Here is a 20,270-nt window from a genome sequence, read left to right on the forward strand (position 1 = left end):
ACTTCTATAAGATCCAGCTGCTTTGAAGCATATCCAACTCTCTGATGTACATGTGGCCTACCAACCTTCTGTAGGAACACCATAGAACCCATACAATGCTGTTCGTCTTTCTCCTTACGAGATCCGTAATTTATTGTTTTATGGCAGGTGAACGTATTGAAATCACTTTGTAGCAAATGCTCAATTATTCCTTCCACTCTGCCCTCTGCTAAGGTACGACGCGTTTCAGAATCTTTTCGAAACGGGCAGTCCTTACAAGGTTTCTTTACTGAAAACAAGCATTTCACCTTTTCCTTAGTAAGATCATTTCTATAGCCATTTAACTAACAGCAGACGTAGTTTTGTGTGACGATTGAGATAAAACTGCAGCTGCTGCGTGCGATATAAATAACTCGATAGCAAGCCGCTTGTCTACTTTCCCATTCTTCATTCGAATGTCGTCTTCGGCAAGCTGCAAATATAGCTGGCGAAGACTCTCTTCTGTAAAATTTACTGATTGGTCTGCAGCTTTGCGAACAGCGTACGGATGTGATTTTGTATGATCAGCAATTTCTTGTAAGCTTTTTGATTCTTGCTGCCCAAGCTTTATCAAGTATAACAGCCGAAACTGCCGGACCAAAAGTGCAAGTAATTTTATTGGTTCTTCCCCAAGAACTAAGCAATCGTATAGGGTACGATATGCTTTTGAGACATCCCCACTGATGACATATTCGATAAGTTTAAATACATCCCTTTCGAGAGCGGGCGTAGTTAAAAGACTAATATGGTCTTCTGTCACAACCCCGTGGCCACCTAAGTAAAGTGAGATTTTCTCTAGTTCTTTCTCTAACGTGTATAAATTGTTACCTGCAACACTGACCAGATGCGAAATTTCGGTAGAAGAGATCTGGAGACCCAACTTATTTGCTCTTCTCTCTATCCAGTTAGATAGTTCTCCATCTCGCATTTGACTCAAAGGAATTACTACCGCTTCCTTTTTCAATGTTTTTACGATTTTCTTACGTTCATCCATTTTATCTGCATCGACGATTAAAAAAAGTGAACAGAAGTCCGGCGGGTTTTCTAGGTAGCTGAGCAGATCGTCAGTAGCGTGCTCCACTTTGCTTTTTTCCGCTGTAAGGAAGTTACATCGAGAAACAATTACAATCTTCCGGTCAGAAAGAAATGGCATGGTCTCAGCATCTTGTAGGGCTATCTCAATAGGAGTTTCAGTAGCGTCATATCTATTTACATTCATGTCTGCATATTCTGGTTCAACCATTTGTTCTTGTGCAAACTTTAAGAACTCTTTTAAGAGATAAGTCTCAGATCCAAAAAGTACATACACCGGCTTGAATTTCTTCTGTTGAATCTCTTTTGAAATTTTTTTTAGTTGTTGCATGCTCATGCGATCGCGACACCTTCCCATACTATCTCATCAATGACCACGTCTGAACAACGATCACTGATGGTCAAATTAGTGACAGGAACTGGTTCTGGAATCTGAACGATTCCACTGAAGTCTTCCCCTTGATGGTACCCATGGATTCGATCCAGAGGACCATCATAACTGAAGATGACTGGTCGGATCAGATCTAATGTTAGTGATTCAATGTCCTCTCCATTACGATCGCACGCATATAATTGTAAAAAATCCTCATTCATTTCACGCTTTATCATACGAAATAAAGTCTCACGTTCCGCAAAGTCAACTAATCTCGCTGCCAGTACTCCATTTCCGTTCACCCATACACGGGTAGGAATTCCATTAGTTTTTACATCTGATACATTCCAATCAAAGATGTATGTTACAAATTGATCACCAGCTGCTTTCTCAACGAAGAGTTGGAGCGGGGAACCATATCTAATGTCTTCTAGCCATTCAATCATTAATGAGCCTCCTCAAACTAATTAATGAGCCCCTACCACGACTGATAGGGGCCCGAAACTGTTAAAAGCTGGAGAACTTACGAACAGTTTTTTACAGATACGTTGTTGTTACAATTGATTTGCTTAAACTTTATTTCTTTAGAGGAATCATATGCACTTGAGGTTCGCTTTTGTTTCAAATAATTGATTAATTTGGAGCTCAACTTCTGAATGCACCGGTATTCCACTTTCCTCTAGTGATTTACGCACAAGAACTCCATCCGCGTATCCAATTGTTGCGGCTATTGAGTTAGCCTTGATTGCATGTTCAGATATTGGTCTGGAGTCAAATCCGTTTATGAAGCTATTCGCATATACAAAGTTCATCTTTTCACCAAAGAGAACTAACAAATCTACCTGGTCGCCTTTTTCAAGTAACTCTACGATCTGTTCCAGACTACACTCACGATCGCGCCGCTCATTATAAGCAATAAGCGTTAGCACGCAACCACAATGTATACCGTTGATACCATAACAGTTATGAACAATTTGGAGTTTTGTTTCAAGAATAGCTGCTTTGACTTCATCTGGTGTAAAACGTCTAATATCTAATTTTTCCATTTTGAGTAGTCCTCCTAGTAATAAAAAGAACCTCACTTGATTGACATCATGTGAGGTTCTTTTATAGATATTTTTTGTCCTAAGGTTAATAACATCGTCTAAGCATCGGTTTCATAATTGTTACCCCTTTACTTATTTCGTGATAATGATTCCTGAAACAATCAGCCGATCTTTCAACTTCATTTCTTTTTGAATACGTTGTAATTTACTTTGTGCAATTACTTGTTCTGTTCTACTCATTTGATAATTTACCCCTTTCGTTTGCCCGTGAGATTTTAAAAGGAACCTTGAAAACGCAAAAAGCTCCTTGCGAGCAAACGAAACCTAGAAAATAGGTTTCATGCGCTCGCAAAGAGCTAATCTGTTCTGTCATCCGCTCACCATGCCGCAATTAGGGTGGTGGCAATCAAAATCAAAAAAGAAAAATGTAACTAAAATTATTATAAGAAATTTGTCTAAGAAAAACAATACATTCTAGTAGGTGCCCATCATTGGACGAATTGTTTGGCCATCCTGGGTTATTAAAAGAAACTCGCAAGTGCCATCAGTATTCACCTTACGATAAGCTTTGACTTCTTTTCCATAATGCTCAGTCACTCCCAAAAAGATCATGTCATTTACCTCCTATGGATGTATAGATGTGGTGGATCAACAAAAAAAGCTCTCGAGGACATACGTAACCAAGGAAGATTACGTATGCTCTCAGAGAGCTTGTTGTAAGCAATGATTCGCTAACCAGTTTCCCGGTTGCTATCACAATCACATTATTGTGATTATCTTACCTCATACAAAAAATTAAAACAAGTTAATCTGTCCTTTTTAATACGCCTGGATAGTTAGGACATAGTGAATTGTAAACAAACCTCCAATCACCAAAATCGCCACAAATATGTCTACACTTATAATAGTCAATGTTCCGAATGTTACTCATCTTTTGTGTTTAATAACCTGCTAATAACCCCATTCCCAGTAATCTAGATCTTCAAATGGAAACTTTGCAAGTATCTGATTTTCCACCTTAAATTTACGGATTTTTTCTTTTACATTCTCATAGGCGCTTTCTTCAAGTTGGTAAGTGACAAATTTACCTCTCCATTTTGGGGACCATCGGAAGTCAACACCATCTATTTCATACTCAAGGCGAGCTATTGGTGCAAAGAACTTCCTAACGGCAAGCTCTACAATAAATTGGCCGTTTTTATCATGGTCAGAATAATCAGGGTCCTCCTTTGTAACACTCAACACTTTTACGATCTCCACTATTTTCATATCCTCTGGTAATGTGATCTACTCTCGCCATACTGTGCTTATTCAAATCTTGGTAAATATTCGTTAATAAGACCATCACATTCAATAGAAATCAATTCACATTTGTTAATTCTTGCATAAGAGAACAAATTCTTTAAATCATTGGGGATATCCTCCAGTTCATCATTTTTTTCGGGAACATATATGAACCAGCCATATAGACCTTTCGCGTATACAGAAACAGGAAAGTCAGGATCTTTTAATTCGTTCATCGTTTCATTAGTGAGATGAGCGGTAGACAAATCCAACGTATAGAATTTAAAACTTTGTTTAGCCATTTCAGCACTCCTTATTAATTTGAGCGGGATACCCTACCCTTATTATATTGTTTTAATTTTGCAATACTGTCCCTAATCAACGCCTCTAAGCTGCTCGGGGCAATAAGTAAAAGTACTGTGAAAACCTAACTTCTACTTATGAGCACGAAGATGTAGTGTAATAGATCTGACTGCCATGCATTTGGTTAAACAACCTACTTTACAATTCCATCCGTTGTAAGCTGAATTTGTAACCCCTTTTTTATTGTTGTTCTTTTCCTTTTGTTCATTTCAGTCTAATCTACTATGGCCGACTAGATAATTTGTTTCACTCCTTTTAACTTTTATCGTACGTTTTGTTTCGTAAATAACAAAAAAGAGCCCTCTACAAGACATACGAAATCCTAAAGGAAGTTCATATGCTCAGAGAGAGCTCAATCTGTCCTGCGAATTGCTCATCAAAGATGGCATGTCGAAACAAATAACCAGTACAGTTTATATCTTATGTATTTCGCATTTAATATTCAAGATCTGATGGCTTACCCAATTCAAATGTGATAAAACCACATGAAAATCAGATTCCCCCTCAAAAAATACATTAAAAATATAGAAAATAGTATAATTAACATTTTTTTGCTCAAAAAGATGTTATTTTAAGAATTTATGATGTGAGTTGCATTTTTCATCTGTAAAGTATGATTCCACTATTAAATGGGTGGCACTAACTAATAGCCATTAAAAGTGTGTTGTATTAGAAATCACCTTTCTGAGCTAAAAATGGTGCACAAGCGATACAAGCACAAAACAACCGTTTTCCATGCAACACAATTGATCATGTTCCGCATTAATTATTGGGGTAACACCGGCTATTTAATCCATTACAAGCAATTAGTCCTATTAATCAATCCAGGTTTGTTGACACCCGTTTTTATTCATTTAAATCAAAATCTTATCTGTATATATCACGATTCTGAATAAAAAAATATGGGGCTGCCAATAATAGTTACCAGAAAACGATTTAGCAAATTCAATTTAAGTTGACGATGCAAAAGGGAGCGGGGCTCGAATGACAATTTGTCCACTTTGTAAATCGACGACATCAATTAAGGAACTTGAGGAGCTAGATGGTCGTTGCAAAGGCTGCCACGGTATATTAAAGACTCTTTCGAAAAGCTTGGAAAGTTTCGAACTCAACACTCAAAAAGATGCTTAATCACATTTGTTCCGTTTTCACTAAAACGTATTGCATACATCGGATGATCGCTTGGAACGTCATATCTCCTCATTATCCATTTAATGACTTCAGGCGTCTGTGTACATAGGTCAATCAAATCCTCAGCAAGATCATGAATTGATACTGATTTCTTTTGCGTATTAACAGACTGCCGTATTTTATCCAAACGCTCAAATGTAGCACGGTCCAAGTACGGATGGATTCTCATTTTCTTATCTGAACGTTCGGCACGCTTTTGTCTTTGCATTCTCCCCCACTCCTTTTTTGGTTTTTTACCTCAAATTTAGTTGCTTAGCCCGCTACTATAGTAGTTTGTTACTGTAGTACTACAGTTATATGAATAGGGGAGTATGGATAGAACCGAACGATGGATAGTCATAAGAAATACTCTGGTTTGCACGCAGTGGGGATAAGGGGTGAAGTGATCGAGAAGAAACGTATTGAGAATATCTTCTTATTCGTATTGGAAGTAAGTTGAATAGTGTCTATACCAGGGAGTAAAGCTCTCTTAAATTCACTCTGTGTTAGGGTGTACATATGATGGAAGCGGTTATTTATTGCTAAATAAGTAAGTGTTTTTTACAAGTATTTAATTTTGGAAGACATCATTTGGCGTGACATTTTTGATTTAGTCCATTCCTAAATCAATACAGTGTAATTGAGATCATACGGTAAATGTTCAAACAAAAAGCAATGTCCTATTCAAAGACATTGCTTTTGTTCTGTATTTTTTAATCGGCAGCATGAGTAAACATCATTCTTTATTCCCGATAATTTCCTCTTCAATAATAGCTGGTAAGTATTCAAGAAAATCGTATAAAGAATAAACGTTCCCTCTGTATTGTATCACTTCATTCTCCCAATCAATTTGAAAAGATTTTTGTGATGTGGTCGAGGTTGTACTTATTCCTACATGTGCTAGAGGATCCTCAGATTGAGCTACGGTCTCCATTGATTTCCAGCGGTGATTATTATGAAGGAATAGTGTTGCTGCCCACATACAAAGTGCGAGAATGAGGAGGAAGCCAATTGCCTTATTATTAATGGGCAAGCACCCTTTCGAAAATAAATGCTATTTTATAACTGCATACATCCAATGGGGAGTTATTTCCTCCCCGTCTGGATTTCTCGGTACAATTCTTCTTTCGTTAATGTTGTATCTTCCTGTTTTGCCTCTTCCTTAACATCATCCACAGTAACCGATCCAAGCTTGATAAGTGAAGCAAGATCGTCTTCTTCGTCTTGATCCGTGCTTTCTGTTTGAGCATTTATAAATTCTTCGACCATCTTTTTAATTTTCGGGTCATTTGAGAGGTCCATTTTTGATTGCTCAGAAGTTGAATCACTTTCAATGGTATCTACCTGATTATAGATGGAGGAAAAAAGGTCCTCTTCCATAGATTCCTTAACTTGAGCGGGGACAACCTGAATAGCAGGCTCAATCACTTTGTCTTTAGTCTGTGAAGGAGGTATCGTCATATCTTGTTTGTTTTTAACTTCTTGGGGAGCAGAAGTTGTGTCATCAGCTTTTGAATAAGAGTCAATATCAAGGGAGATCATAGTTTTCTTAGCTAGCGTATTAACCGCCTTTTTATCTAGTTCATTCAAATACAATGGTTGTCCCTGTAACAACGATTCCAATTTTTCTATTTCCTTTACCGGAACAGCATCGATGGGATTGATTTCCCCTTCTTTTAGTATCCCGAGGTCTCGGAGTAATTGATTTTCCATTTCTGCCATAAGCTTACGACGATATTCCAGCCAAGCTTCAGCTTTCTTCCGGTCTACTCTTTTTCTAGGACGTATAAATTCAAGTTTTGATACAAATCTTGTTTTGACTACACGGGCTGTTGAACCTACAGTTTTAATTGCTGCATAGAACTTCTTTAGGTGAATAATCTCAGATGGAGTAAGACGCTGTTTCTTTGATTTAGTAACAGTTACCCCATCTCGACGCCCAGGTGCACTCATGATCGAGGATGTTACCTGTTCAGATTCAGAAGACTCATATACATCTTTTTCTCCAAAAAGATTGCTGAAGAATTCAGCCGTTTTAAAGTCACAGTCGCCAAAAACAATCTTATGTCGGAACGCTGAGAACAGCGTATATAAATAGTCATCACCATAATCGATGGCCAACTGGGCAACTGATTGTGCAGCTACTTGGATATTTGCATGGTATTTACGAGATTGTGCTGGTAACTCTCGAAAACGATCGTAGTTATAATCTGGAAATTCATCAACTGTTACAGTGTGAAATGGATCTCGCTCACTTGCATCACGACGAAAAATGCCATTCTCAACAAGCATCACTCCAAACTTCCCAAGAACATTTGATAGTTCAGCCAAGTCCCCTTTGGCTGTATGTAGAAGTAGCACTCCACCAGCTTTTAGATGGGTATCAATATCGAAATCACTGTTCCCAAATAACACCCTTCTAATTAGTTTAGATGAAGAAATGTCATCTAGGATATTACGAAGACCTTGGACAAATTCCGCCTGTTTATCGACAACCATCTGCTTTCCAGCATGTTTATGCTTATTTGGGTACGTCAATTTCATTTGATTCTTATCTTCAAGATAAAGTAAGCCCCGTTCTTTAAACCAGGATATTATTCCTTTTACGATTAACCAGTGGTTTCGCATATCTCGCTCTTCGATTTGTTCCCAGTCAGAAGGAATAGTTTTCTCTACTACCTCCACAAGGTCTGCTACTAAGCGGGCATCCTGGTACAATTCCATAAGGTCATCAAAGGTTGCATTATTTTGTTTTGCTAATTTTAGCAAATATACATAGTGCTTTAAGTGAGAACGTTGTGATTGCCGGAAGAACTCATTTGAGTTTTCTGCTAACCCTTGAATTATTTTCGTGAAGGTTTCTACTGCTTTCTCAATGGGGCCACGAATTGGGTTAATACTTACCGTATCTTTATACAGTGGATCTAGATAATAGATCGCCTCTTCTGGAATGTTTTTTGCTTTCGCAAGCTGGTAAGCTTTTTTACATAAATCATTGGAAGGTTCAATAATAACAATTCCATTTACCTGATTTGTCCGCTCTTCATCTGTTTCGTCAGCAAAATTATTAATAAAATCAACCATATAATTCAGATCTTGGTTAACAGTTTGTAAGACTACTGTACTTGTCTTACCAGCACCAATTGACCCTACTATACCTGTATTCAAATTCCTGTCTTCGCCTAGTTGAATTACTTCTTCGCCTGTGCTTTTTTCTTTCCCTAAATAAATATCAGGATATGATATGTCTCTTTGGCCAGTAAACAATTTTCTTACTTTGCTCGATTTAAATTGCCATTCATAAAAAACATCTTCAAGTTCATCACGATGTTCTTTCCACTTTCTTACCATAAACACGACTAAAGCCATAATAAAACCGATTGGGATAAAGAGGAGTAAGCGATTGAACAATACAATATTGTTTATAGTTTCAAGAGAATACTCCATAAAGTCTGATTTTTGATATTCAACAATCGCTTCTTCGATCTTAGGTAAGACGGATTCATATATAGGGAGCTGCGCCCAAATAATGAATTGTAGGAACACCGTAGAAGTTGCAGTGATAAACATAATCCATCTAGGGAGCGGGCCTGACCACCATTGTGTATTCCGAATCTTAAACTCAACTCGAGTGGAGAGAACCCATACAAGACCACAAAATGCACCGAGACTTAATCCGTAAAACGTCCCAACAAAAGTTTCAACAAAGTCACTTACTACACTTGGACCAAAATCTACACGTTCAGGCGAACTGTACCACATTTTTATTGTTATAACTCTCACTATATCTATAAGACTATATTGCTCTGGTTGCACAAATAAATCTCGATTTGGCCACGGAGCAAATGACATGATTGTGATGATTTGATTAATCGAAAGTAGTAAGCATTTTAAGATGAGAAGATAGCCAGATGTAATAATGGCAAAAGGCAGCCACCGTTTATACGAGGACATCTTGTAATGACACCTGCCTTATTATTTGAGTATTGTTTTGGTTCTTTTCAATTTGATATACAATTCCTTTCTTCAGGTCGATACTCGTGGAGAATATGACTTGCTTACCCATTTGTACAGTTTGGTTATAACGTCGTGATGTGTCTATAAACATTTCATCAATCAGGTCTTCTTTTTTGTTGTACATACCAAGGACATAAGCTTTTTTGTCACTCTGCTGTAACGTTTCTTTAAAATGGAATGCTTTTGCTTGACTGTTTACACTACCTTTTTCCATCTCAAGACAAATAAATCGAATTTCTTCCCCATATCCCTTCCCAAATACCATTTCTCGGCTGGGAGTGGGCAAAAAACCATGTTTATCCTGTGATTCATATCCTAATAGTGTGTGTTTTAACATATAGCCTGTTGATCTTGTAACTGTTTCAGCCATACCTTTAATCGCATCTTCAATGTTTTCATCGAAGGTAACACCTTCTCTAAGGGAATGGATTATTTTCTCTCCTGCCTCTTCTTCTGAAACGACATAGACACGTACTAAATTCTCATAGATCGCACTTTCCATAGTTAGAAACACATTTTGAATGAGCGTTTTAATTCTTTTTCGTGATCTATTCTCGACAGCTACAACGACCGTCAATGGTGTGTTTATATACAATTTCTCATTCTGTTGAACGTGATTTAGATACCCAATAAATTTTTGTTCTATCTGCTTCCCATTCATTGTTTTACGATCGGCTTCAACCGCAATATAAATTGAATCGTTTTGTGACACGCTCTCCTCTTCAGAAAATACAAACATCCAGTCGGGATAAATAGATCTCTCTTTTTCGTTTGAATTCCATTTGAGTGAGTACTTTTTTCCATTACCACAATTAAATTCGTAGAAGCGGGTTCCCTCATATTTCGTTTCGAAGGCACGCAAAGTGTTTATAACAATCCCTTGTGTCATAAAATGGTGAGGCAGCTGACCATGCACTTTGATATCCTCCGCTTTATCGAATTCGATGTTAAAGGCCCCTTCCTGGTCGAACGAATAATCATATAAATCAAGGTAGTCTAGTACAACTAAAATGCCTTTATCAGTAAGGGAGTATGCTTTTTCAGGAACGTTTAGATTTTCTGTCTTGCCTATGACAACTTTACTGACTGATCTACCTTCGAGGTACCCTTTTACAGCGAGTTTATTGAGCCTATTTCTGTAGGAAGCAAGGAGTAGCTCACGTTTATCTTCAATGATGAGCTGATACAACATTTCTACGGTAAGTAGTCGATGGCGATACAATGCGACAAAAGTTTCATGATCCACGTCATTTAGTACTGCGTTGTATTCGTTGTACTTCTTGCGTCGCTTTCTTTTTTTTCTCCTTGCATGTTCTTCGTGTAAGGAATTGTTTATATCCTCTTGTATCATCATTTTGGCCTCCAAATTACACCGTTTCGATCCAAACAAAAAAGCACACAGGTAAGAAAGCTTACCTGTGTGCTTTTGGTTTTTCCATTCGGCACATGTTTTTCTTCGTTTTTTAGTATTATAGCAATATTTTCTTTTCTTGAGAAATCATTTTTTCTATAGCCCTATCGGGCTCTTACACTAAATCCATGGTGACCCTTAGTAGTTTGGTTTCACATAACATTTGAATTAAGAATTTAGAACGAAGTATTTATAGAAGAATCTTGACTTGTATTAAACACTAGACATCACAAGGCTAATTAATGACTTATTTCGTTATTTTCGTCATCTACAAGCTTTGAAATTGCCTCTACTTCGTGATCTATATTTGACCAAAAGGTTTACGATTTGTTTTCACTATTTAATTTCATACGAAACATAACACATAATCTGTGACGCCGAACATCATAAAGTGAGGTGCTGCTTAATACTGATCAGTCGAAATTGGCTATCATGAATTATCTCTTTGCTTCCAAATAGTTGGTTGTTTACGGTGAAACTAGTGAAAGAAGTAATACGATAAACATATATATAAATATATACATGAACAGATTATATTCGTATATATAACCTGTATGTAATTATACTTGATGATATAACCGCGAGGTGCTAAACTAGTATAGTGCATACCAAATTCTTCTTATAAAGGGTGAATTCTATGAGTAAAAACGTTGAAATCGTTCAATATCTCGTTTCAGGTGGAGATGGTGGCAATACGAATGTTAAACTGAGTTTTCTTAATAACTCTGGTAACATACAAGACATAATTATCCCAACGATAATTGCTCAAGCACCAGCTCATATTAGTGATCTGGGAAGCTCAAAAGCAGTTAAACCGACAGATAATATACATATACTGTTAAAACCAATTGACACAGATGGCTTCATTAAAGGTGGTTATTATTTTGTAGGGTTAGCTGCGAAGCTATCAGAAAATCCAACTGAGGCCCAAGATAGCATTCATAAACATGATTCTCAGCTACACATGATTACTTTAATCACTGCTGAGGCAATTGCTGCCCTAGAAAATGGGTTGGAAGGAACGGTAGTTGCTCCCCCTTCTTACGGTTTGCCAGTTGAACTCGTAAAATCTGGGGCTAGTGCATCGTTTTTGAATCGATTGAAAGGTTCTTTTGAATTGACCTTTATCGATGGTTTTTATAAGGGGAAAACAATTACGATTAAACATGAAGTTGATGAGAATCGTCCTGTAAGAGACTATATTCATGCTGAAGCAACGAAAGCTGGTTTGGGATTAGGGTTTGATATTAAGAATTTTGAACTTGAGGAAAACGAAGTAGATGAAAGTATTGTAGATCCTGACGAACCATTAATTATCAATGATCCAGGTGGGGTTACGTGCGATATAGCTGTGTTTGAAGCAAATGGGATCAATCCTACTCTTTCAACAACTTACATCGAAGTACCAAAAGAGTTCGAACAAGCAAATTTAGGAAAGTATGTTGGCAAAAAAGTTGGTGGTAACCACGTTGTAGAAACACTTCAGGAATTGGTTAATAAAGCAATTATCGATGTGCATAACGAGAATAACCTTCCTATTTTTAGCGATTCCTTCTTCAGAGACAGAGCTGAGTTTATCGATATTGTTTTAAAACCATATACGGAAGCTCTAGTAAAGGGTGAGGAACAACCGAAAATTGTTCGTTCTTTCGGCTATGTTAAAGATTTAGATCTTACTGATATTGTTGTGCCCGTGTTAGATGAGTATGGAGAGATGATTTTTTACCTAAATATGTTTACCCGCCAGAAAGCTAGTACCATTCAAAATAACATGATCGCTGGTGGTGGAGTCATACTTGGTTATAAAGTGTTACGAGAAAGACAACAATTGCCCAATGGTAGTAAATTGTATGAATTACCGCCTAAGGATAAACTGGGTATCAGCATTTATATTAATTCTCGTGGTTATCTTGTAGAATCATTCTTGAAAAACCCAGAAATCGTGGAAAAACTTAAGAAGAAACCCGTAAAAAAATGATTTTGATGAGTAGAAAGGAGGCAGCGAGTTGACGAAGGTAACTAAACCAATAGCCGGTTATGTCTGCGGCAAATCTGCGCCTCTACTCCCCGATACGGAAGCTGAATGGGTTAAACCGTTTAACACGCTGCTCACTGACTTAAACGAGGAGTATACCGATCATCCCCTTCTTAAGGATTTGGGTTCTCGACCTTCCAGGAATGGTTTAGTGCAGCGATTAATTATGATTGGTCTTGATACAGTTAAAAATTATCATTCGCGAGTATTTATTGATACCAAAGGATTATCGCAAGACTTAATTGATTTACTCAATACACAAGCTGGTCAAATGGTTGTTTCGAATCTTTTATTAACGATGGATGGAAAATCAAATCAATCGATAAACCTATTTAAGCAATCGGAAACAAATTCTAGTTCTATATCAATTGATGTGGCAGTTCCAGCTGAAGAAGTAATAAGCAATGTGCCTGCCTTAAAGACTCCTGATGCTATGAAGGAAACGAGTGAAGTTGAAGTTAGAGCACAAGAACCAGTTTCATTTACTGAGCAGCCTCCTTCTCCAGTCGGAAACGAAGGAAACGAAGAGAATAAAATTAAGCTAAGTGCTGCTGAGAGAGCAAGATTGTATTCGCAAAGATCCACGCTTACACCTTAGAAAATTTAGGTTTCAATTACCATTATTCTGTTATAAAATGTATGCATACCCATTAGGTATGCACATGAAAAGAGGAGCTTTGGGCTCCTCTTTTTTCTTTTGTATTCTTCTTCAGTGGGCCTCCTCTGCAAGTATTGCCTCTCATAAAGTTAGAATGTGATAACGCGTATTTGTGCTCAGTCGTTTTGTTCCCAGTTGAAATGCTATGCTATTGGCGGCAGCCTTACCGTTCAATCAACTCGAATTGAGGTAATTGCTTCGAGTTGATATAGTCCCCTACCCTAAGAAAAATGGATTACTAAAGTTATTTCAACGGAGAGCGGCTAGGATTCGGCTTCTTTCTTCATCTACGAGTGGGTTGAAGCATTTCTTGTGAAAAAACGATTGATCTTGTCTTCCTAGTCGACTATTTAAGTAATCTTCCATTGTGATTTGATAAGTCTCAATGAATGCATTAGCACGAATGGCCATGTTATGGACTTTACTTTCGAAGGCGTACTTAATGATTTCGTGGATGATGGCTAAATGTTCTTCCGATTCGATCCAATCAATATGTACAAAAGATTCATAAAATTTATAATCATAATTTGTTTCTAATGTTCTTTTGAAATGTTTCGCTATTAGTAAGTCTAAATACAATGCATAAGGTGCCTTGGGCTTGAAGATTAACCAATTCCTGGTGAGCCAAATCGCAAAGTAAGGTAAAGGTTTTGAAAGTAATGGGCTTTTAAATTCCAATGCGTCGTTCGTATATTGAGGAATGATCCCCCTCCTTTAGCGAAGATGCGTAATTGCTTAAGTTGTCAGCGGCACCTAGCCTTCTGCCATTATAATGAGCTAGATGTTTAAAGTACGAGACGTCAGCTGGATCGTTTCCGACCATATAAATGTCACAATACCGGTCAAAAGAATCTAATAAGAACGCGTTACGGTGCGTATTATCGTAACGCGTTCTTTCATTTCGTAAAAATGCGCGTAGACTTTTCCGTGTGATTAGCACTTCATTTATGTTTTTAATGTCTGTCCCTTCAAACCTTTGCTTGTGCGCATTTAATTGCTCTCGATGAAGTTTAGCCATGCCTGGCTTCATTTAAAAGAGAATTGTCAATAAACCAATTCCAGCATGAAGGAAAGCATCTGGAATCCCTTCGACTTCATCATAATTATCATCTTTTGATTCAATAACGACCATAGATTTTGCAATCCCTACTAGAACTGCTGTATTCATATTCATGTGAACGTCAAAATTTGTCTGGAAATCAAAAATGTAATCACCATACTGACCTTCAATTCCAAAAAATTATAAAAAAGAATCTGTTATTTCATGCGTAGAATACTGAAGTGTTTTGATAAATGCTTCAATTAATCGGTTCTCAAGTTGATTATAATGCAGTTCAAATATTGTACCTTTCATAAATCCCCCTTCAATCTTGTGCTTCCGCGAGACGTAAACACAATCATATCGCGTTTTATCTATTTGTATTTTTGAAAATTACAAAAATAGTCTGATCCAATTCATACTCCCCTCCCTTTTTTGATGATGAATATAGAAACGATTGTTAGCTTGCCATGAACTGCGAACTGAATGTCATTAAATGCCACTCCGGGCTATAATTCTGATTGATTGACTATGATTGAGTCGTTTTCGAAGTCATTCAATGTACATCGATGTGAATCGTGATACTAAACAGTATAGTTTGTAGGGATTTCTACATTAGATGCCTTTGTGTGCATCGAAATGAATCGATGTTAGACCAAATAACGCTGAATCACTAGTAGTTATAGGGAGAGGGTCATGATCGAGTGCGCTTCAAGAGATGATTGATCGACTATGATTGAGTCGTTTTCGAAGTCAATCAATGTACATCGATTCGAATCGTGATACTAAACAGTGTAGTTTGTAGGGATTTCTACATTAGATGCCTTGCGTGCATCGAAACGAATCGATGTAGACTAAATAACATTGAGTCACTAGTGGTTATAGGGAGAGGGTTATGATCGAGTGTGCTTCACGAGATGATTGATTTACATCGATTTAGATCGAAGCACATTTTCATATATAGTTATATTCATGTATAGGTTATATATATAAATATATATAGGTTAAATTGGATGAACAGTATGTTTTAATTGAGTTGAGGTTAAGAGTGATCGAGTGTAATTGGAAGATACACGATGTACTTCAAATCAAATTGATTTGATTTGAAGGGGGTATGGTTGATCTAGCTGAAGCGATTTGTGGTGAGTATCGTTATTAAAACAACCTGAAATATATATATGAATATAGATATGAACATAATATAGTTATATTTATATATATGTTTGCTATTTGAGACAGTATGTCAATTGGTGAGGATTGATTGAGATTGATCGGAGTTATTCCGAAGTCAACTAGTCTGAATCGATCTGAATCAAGATTAGCATCGCGATAATAGAGCATAATCAATCATGATATAGCGATGTCCACCGAGGTAGATCATTGACAAGCAGAATAATATATGGAAAAGTAGAGTTAATATGTTTTATGGGGGAGGGGAGATGAGTGAATAACTCAACCTCATCGGTTTATTACTATACAAATGAAATTGCGAAGCAAGTAAATGCAGCTAACACCACTATTTTAAGGTGGGCGGAAGAATTAACAAAAGTAGGCTATGAGTTTGAGAGAGATGTAGGCGGTAAAGAGCAATACCGCTTCAATGAGGAAGACTTAGAAGTTTTACAGACTTTTAAGAAATATCGAGAGTTAAACTTTAGTCTTTCAAGTTGTGCAGTAAAAGTAATGGAAGAGAGGAAGACAATTCTAACTCCGATTCATAAAGAACCGGTTATTGAAGATGATAATCAAGGTCTGTCAACTGAAAATGTACTTGATGACATAGTGGATCAGAAGCTTAGAGAGAAACTTGAACCATTTCTTGCTCATTTGCAAAAGGTAGATCAGAGGTTATTTGAACTTAAGGATTTTGAGGATCGCGTTCAAAATTTACCAGCCCCACCTACTCATGATGAGATTAGACGTATAGCTCGTGAAGAAGAGAAACTAAGAGCAAGGATAACATTTGATGTAAACACGAAACTAAGAGAACAAGCAATCAAACTGTGGAATGAAAAGCCTGTAACTGAACGAACCATAAAGGTATTCTTCAAGAGAATTGAGAATGAAAGTCTTAAAAGTGAATTTATACGTAAATATATGGAGCAACATTTTCAAGAAGAATTCGATAAACAATATCAAGAAATAGAAAAAGAGAGCGAATGGGTATAAGATCAATGCCCCTCGCTCTCTTTTTCTTTTTTATAATATGATGAAAACATTTTGATCAGTACGATTTCTACTATATATTATGATAGACCTCCAGGATATAGATAGGTGGAGTGGGAACCTGTAAAACATGACAAATACTCAATTAAAGATTTAACAATACAACAACTAGAGGTATAATATGCGTGTGAATTTTTGTTTTGTGTGGCCATTGCTAGTGCGGTGAGCGAATCATTGTCAAGATAGCTCTATGTGAGCGTTGGATCTTTAACAGGGATCTCTACGTAATATCATAGGGCTTTTTTATTACACAATAAATCTTAGTAATGAATAGAAGGATACAATGGGGCAAGTGATAACTATGGATAAAAACAGGAAAGAAATCTATAACGCAATATCTGAAGCTATTAACAAATTCTCATCAGAGAGTAATATAGTAGAATTTACTTGTCCAACTTGTAAGGAACAAGCAATTATTAAATCTACTACTGAGACTCTATTAACAGGTGAATGCAGTAAAGGGTGCTGGAAAATTTAAAGAGAAGATTAAATTATTTAACATGACATAAAGTGGGGAACCCTCTGGTATTAGTCCAGGGGGGAACCCCTGATACAATACTGTGGGAAAAAATGGGCCAAACTACTATTGATCTAGGAATCGAAGAAACATATGTTTTCAGAGCAGGGGAATCAAGAGTAACGGTAGATAGTGATATTAAGTATCACACGAAGGAAACACAGGAACTATGGCAGTTTCTACGAATTAATAGTTGGCAATTTAACGGAGTAATTCGAGGCTTGAGTGCTGTATTTAACAAAGGCATATACCATGTTGTCACGCATTATTTTTTGACAATAAGCCGATAGAAGCGCTTTTCAACTCGAATTCGAGCGTCAAATGGCAGGATATTATCAATGGAAATGAAATCATCGAACTAACCACACTTCTAAATTTTGTAGAATACACAGTAGGTTTTAATCTAAATCTACCGATTCAAACATTTTTAGATGCAGCCTATGGTTATGAAGAAGATTACTACAATTCTCCTAAACACAAACTAATAATCGTTGGAAAAAAAGAAGACCAAACGATCGCTTTGGAAGTGTTCTTTAACATTAATGTTCCTCCATACGGGGCCCGGGCAAACATCGCCTGGCCTGAATTGCTTCCAAGTCAACTAATAAAACAAAGAAAAAGAAAACAGAAAGTGGATGTCACAGATATAACGCATCAAGTTCCCATTGAATTACCTGATAATGTGTCTAATAACGTGATGGAAGTTGTGGATTCCGCAATTGAACGTATTTTCAAGCAGAATGAGCTAGTAGTAGTAGCATACTCAGGCGGAAAAGACTCATCTATGTGCGTTCAAAAGTGCATAGAGTTCGTATTGAAAAACCCCGAATTCTCCTCAAAATTAGTCATTTCCTCTGCAAATACCGGTGTTGAAAATCCACTTATTCAACAACATATCCAAAAGGTAAAAAATGCAGTTGAAAGTTTAAAAGAAACTCATGGTTTAGAGATACCGTTTCACATTGTAGAACCGGACGTGGAAGACAACTATATCACATGCGTACTGGGGAAGGGATACAAACCACCAGATTCCCTCTTCAAATACTGCGTAGACAAGTTCAAGATTACTCCATCAAAGAAGGCTTTTGAAGATTACGTTCAGCAGCATGGGAATCTGTGTCTTGTATTAGGAGTCCGTAATGTAGAAAGTAAAGCAAGAAAGCTATCAATTGAACGACACTTTGACAATGAATTTTATGGATCTCACCCAGTGAAAGGGGTAGTAACAGCAGCTCCTATAATTCATCTTTCATCAGAAGAAGTAGTAACTTACCTAATTCGAAATCATCCCGTTTGGAATGAAATTTATTCAAATCACAATCTTATAAACTTGTATGGTAGTGCTGCAGGTACAATGGAGTGCCCAATTGGGGCAAGTATTACCAATGCGAATGATGCAATTACTAGCTGTACGTCCGGAGCAGGAGCTCGATTTGGCTGCTGGAGTTGTACCGTTGTACGCCAAGATACTTCGCTTATCAATTTGTCTTTAGATTATCCAGAAATGCTTCCATACCTCGAAATGCGTGGGTACCTGAAAGCTATCCTGGATATTCGGTATTGTGGCTTTACAGGATATCAGCGTAATCCTAATACGCCCTACATCATGGGTTCTGGAATTGGTGATTTAACAATAGACATCAGGACAATTTTATTAGAAGAGTTCTTAAAGCTTGGAATTCCTATTAAAGAGAAAGAACTATTAGTCATTCTTAAAGAGGTGCGAAAACGAGAATCGCTTGAGGGATTTGTTTTAACACAGAGATTCTTTAAAGCCCTATTTGCACTGTTTCCTTATCAAACGCATACAACTGGACAGATGTGTAGTCCAATTTTTGATCCTGACGGAACTGGAGTAGATCGATGCACACAGGAAGATATCGAATATTTTAAGAAGCTAGAAAGGGAAGAAAAACAGAGAAAAGAAAAAGCCTTAGAAATATTAGAGACGTTAAATGATGGGATATTACTTCAAATTAATGTTAAAGATCAACTCATAATACAAGGAACCTTCAAGTGTATCTCGGAAGAGCATGTGTTAATGCATGAGCCAGAAATAATTGACATAGCAAAGTCCTTTAACCAAGATCCTGATCCTTTACTCTACAAAGAAATTGCGTTAAAAAATGTGTACGAAATCGAAATTCAAGAAACTCCGAGTTTAATAAAGATAAATGATAACGACCAGTATTCATTTACGTTTGAGAACTAATAGAAAAACAGCAGCTCTCTATAGAAGAGGGCTGCTATTTTATGTAACAGATGATAATTACCTTTTACTGATTAATAGACAAGACCGAAGGCATACAGCTCAAGCAATACTATCAATGCTAAACTACCAACATATGTGGCAGAGATTACCGCGCTACAAAGTAAGAATAGAAGTCTTTTTTTTAATTGAGAAGTAAGTGCTTGCAAAGTTATAGTCATTCTTTTATGCAAAGAAATAATTATTACATATATAAGCCAGTGATCGATTATAAGAAAGAATGAAACCATTAAGGGTAAGGTGATAACTGAATTAGGTAAGACCATAATAATACCAGCGAAAGGTACAAAACAAGCTACTAAGGCCAAAGCAACCGCCTTATGTCCGATTAATAATGGCATATTGATCACTCCATTCAAACTTAACTTTGTACTATCAAACTAACAGACGGATCATATCCCTTCAACTTTTGTACATGTTAGATAACGGAAAATTTGATTAAATCAGCCTTGCACATGACCGTTAAGAATGTATAATAAAAGTAATTAATGTTAGTTTATGACTGCAACCCTCGAGGTTAGCGAATATTACTTTAAAGAGTCCATCTGTGGACATATGAACCCAATCTGGGATTTATATGCCTACAGATGGTCTTTTTTTTGCCATCCAAAAACTCACGGGCAGAGAAACAAGGAGGATTAACATGAATTTGATTGAACTGAGTCGAGAAATTGAGAGAATGCGATGTCAATTAAATCAGTTAAGCATTATAAAATCCCTTACAGATCCAAGTGTTGTACAGCTATCGCAAGAACTCGATGAATTAATTGTTACATATCAAAATGCTACAAAGACACGAATTCAATAAGATA

At 36.9% G+C, this 20,270-nt stretch carries 15 protein-coding genes; 5 read left to right on the plus strand and 10 right to left on the minus strand.

The window, feature by feature from the left end; all coding sequences use genetic code 11:
- Positions 1 to 319: 319 nt before the first annotated feature.
- The 9 genes from holA to ACFYU8_RS17810 form a co-directional block, all read right to left on the minus strand.
- Positions 320 to 1,387 carry a DNA polymerase III subunit delta gene (gene holA / locus ACFYU8_RS17770; protein WP_390301579.1) on the minus strand — a complete coding sequence of 356 codons (1,068 nt, stop codon included), beginning with the start codon at positions 1,385 to 1,387 and terminating at the stop codon, positions 320 to 322.
- Positions 1,384 to 1,869: a hypothetical protein gene (locus ACFYU8_RS17775; RefSeq protein ID WP_390301576.1), complete on the minus strand. Its 486-nt coding sequence runs from the start codon at positions 1,867 to 1,869 to the stop codon at positions 1,384 to 1,386. Before ACFYU8_RS17775 ends, holA begins: the two co-directional genes overlap by 4 nt.
- Positions 1,870 to 2,016: 147 nt before the next feature.
- A complete protein-coding gene (locus ACFYU8_RS17780) occupies positions 2,017 to 2,469 on the minus strand; it encodes a hypothetical protein (protein WP_390301573.1) in 453 nt (150 codons plus the stop codon).
- Positions 2,470 to 2,943: 474 nt separating this feature from the next.
- Positions 2,944 to 3,081, minus strand: a complete 138-nt coding sequence (locus ACFYU8_RS17785; protein ID WP_390301570.1) for a hypothetical protein — start codon at positions 3,079 to 3,081, stop codon at positions 2,944 to 2,946.
- Between the two features lie 339 nt (positions 3,082 to 3,420).
- Positions 3,421 to 3,729, minus strand: a complete 309-nt coding sequence (locus ACFYU8_RS17790; protein ID WP_390301567.1) for a hypothetical protein — start codon at positions 3,727 to 3,729, stop codon at positions 3,421 to 3,423.
- 47 nt (positions 3,730 to 3,776) lie between these two features.
- Entirely contained in the window at positions 3,777 to 4,055 is a 279-nt protein-coding gene (locus ACFYU8_RS17795; RefSeq protein ID WP_390301565.1) for a DUF5983 family protein, read from the minus strand.
- Between the two features lie 1,169 nt (positions 4,056 to 5,224).
- Positions 5,225 to 5,515 carry a hypothetical protein gene (locus tag ACFYU8_RS17800; RefSeq protein WP_390301562.1) on the minus strand — a complete coding sequence of 97 codons (291 nt, stop codon included), beginning with the start codon at positions 5,513 to 5,515 and terminating at the stop codon, positions 5,225 to 5,227.
- Positions 5,516 to 6,372: 857 nt separating this feature from the next.
- On the minus strand, positions 6,373 to 9,240 hold the full coding sequence (locus ACFYU8_RS17805) for a type IV secretory system conjugative DNA transfer family protein (protein ID WP_390301559.1): 2,868 nt from the start codon (positions 9,238 to 9,240) through the stop codon (positions 6,373 to 6,375).
- Positions 9,227 to 10,657: a replication-relaxation family protein gene (locus ACFYU8_RS17810; protein ID WP_390301557.1), complete on the minus strand. Its 1,431-nt coding sequence runs from the start codon at positions 10,655 to 10,657 to the stop codon at positions 9,227 to 9,229. The genes ACFYU8_RS17805 and ACFYU8_RS17810 overlap by 14 nt, the downstream gene beginning before the upstream one ends.
- 694 nt (positions 10,658 to 11,351) lie before the next feature.
- On the opposite strand from ACFYU8_RS17810, the gene ACFYU8_RS17815 reads away from it, so the two are divergent.
- The 4 genes from ACFYU8_RS17815 to ACFYU8_RS17830 all read left to right on the plus strand — a co-directional run bounded on the left by ACFYU8_RS17815 (position 11,352) and on the right by ACFYU8_RS17830 (position 19,401).
- A complete protein-coding gene (locus ACFYU8_RS17815; RefSeq protein WP_390301555.1) occupies positions 11,352 to 12,692 on the plus strand; it encodes a hypothetical protein in 1,341 nt (446 codons plus the stop codon).
- 28 nt (positions 12,693 to 12,720) lie between these two features.
- Positions 12,721 to 13,347 (plus strand): hypothetical protein, encoded by a 627-nt coding sequence (locus tag ACFYU8_RS17820; RefSeq protein ID WP_390301553.1) that lies wholly within the window; start codon positions 12,721 to 12,723, stop codon positions 13,345 to 13,347.
- A 2,542-nt stretch (positions 13,348 to 15,889) separates the two neighbouring features.
- Positions 15,890 to 16,615, plus strand: a complete 726-nt coding sequence (locus tag ACFYU8_RS17825; protein WP_390301550.1) for a hypothetical protein — start codon at positions 15,890 to 15,892, stop codon at positions 16,613 to 16,615.
- Positions 16,616 to 17,715: 1,100 nt separating this feature from the next.
- Positions 17,716 to 19,401 carry a phosphoadenosine phosphosulfate reductase domain-containing protein gene (locus ACFYU8_RS17830; RefSeq protein ID WP_390301992.1) on the plus strand — a complete coding sequence of 562 codons (1,686 nt, stop codon included), beginning with the start codon at positions 17,716 to 17,718 and terminating at the stop codon, positions 19,399 to 19,401.
- Positions 19,402 to 19,472: 71 nt separating this feature from the next.
- On the opposite strand, the gene ACFYU8_RS17835 is transcribed toward ACFYU8_RS17830, so the two are convergent.
- The gene (locus ACFYU8_RS17835; protein WP_390301547.1) at positions 19,473 to 19,799 is read right to left on the minus strand and encodes a hypothetical protein; all 327 of its coding nucleotides are present in this window, start codon (positions 19,797 to 19,799) and stop codon (positions 19,473 to 19,475) included.
- Between the two features lie 302 nt (positions 19,800 to 20,101).
- On the opposite strand from ACFYU8_RS17835, the gene ACFYU8_RS17840 reads away from it, so the two are divergent.
- Positions 20,102 to 20,266, plus strand: coding sequence for a Spo0E family sporulation regulatory protein-aspartic acid phosphatase (locus ACFYU8_RS17840; RefSeq protein ID WP_390301544.1), 165 nt, complete (start codon positions 20,102 to 20,104; stop codon positions 20,264 to 20,266).
- Positions 20,267 to 20,270: the final 4 nt, after the last annotated feature.

Origin of the sequence: Brevibacillus sp. NPDC003359, assembly GCF_042878995.1 — a bacterium.
Lineage (GTDB): Bacteria > Bacillota > Bacilli > Brevibacillales > Brevibacillaceae > Brevibacillus.

Coding starts and splice junctions, on each gene's coding strand:
- holA (WP_390301579.1), bottom strand. CDS start 1,387: ATGAGCATGCAACAACTAAAAAAAATTTCAAAAGAGATTCAACAGAAG.
- ACFYU8_RS17775 (WP_390301576.1), bottom strand. CDS start 1,869: ATGATTGAATGGCTAGAAGACATTAGATATGGTTCCCCGCTCCAACTC.
- ACFYU8_RS17780 (WP_390301573.1), bottom strand. CDS start 2,469: ATGGAAAAATTAGATATTAGACGTTTTACACCAGATGAAGTCAAAGCA.
- ACFYU8_RS17785 (WP_390301570.1), bottom strand. CDS start 3,081: ATGATCTTTTTGGGAGTGACTGAGCATTATGGAAAAGAAGTCAAAGCT.
- ACFYU8_RS17795 (WP_390301565.1), bottom strand. CDS start 4,055: ATGGCTAAACAAAGTTTTAAATTCTATACGTTGGATTTGTCTACCGCT.
- ACFYU8_RS17800 (WP_390301562.1), bottom strand. CDS start 5,515: ATGCAAAGACAAAAGCGTGCCGAACGTTCAGATAAGAAAATGAGAATC.
- ACFYU8_RS17805 (WP_390301559.1), bottom strand. CDS start 9,240: ATGTCCTCGTATAAACGGTGGCTGCCTTTTGCCATTATTACATCTGGC.
- ACFYU8_RS17810 (WP_390301557.1), bottom strand. CDS start 10,657: ATGATGATACAAGAGGATATAAACAATTCCTTACACGAAGAACATGCA.
- ACFYU8_RS17815 (WP_390301555.1), top strand. CDS start 11,352: ATGAGTAAAAACGTTGAAATCGTTCAATATCTCGTTTCAGGTGGAGAT.
- ACFYU8_RS17835 (WP_390301547.1), bottom strand. CDS start 19,799: ATGCCATTATTAATCGGACATAAGGCGGTTGCTTTGGCCTTAGTAGCT.
- ACFYU8_RS17840 (WP_390301544.1), top strand. CDS start 20,102: ATGAATTTGATTGAACTGAGTCGAGAAATTGAGAGAATGCGATGTCAA.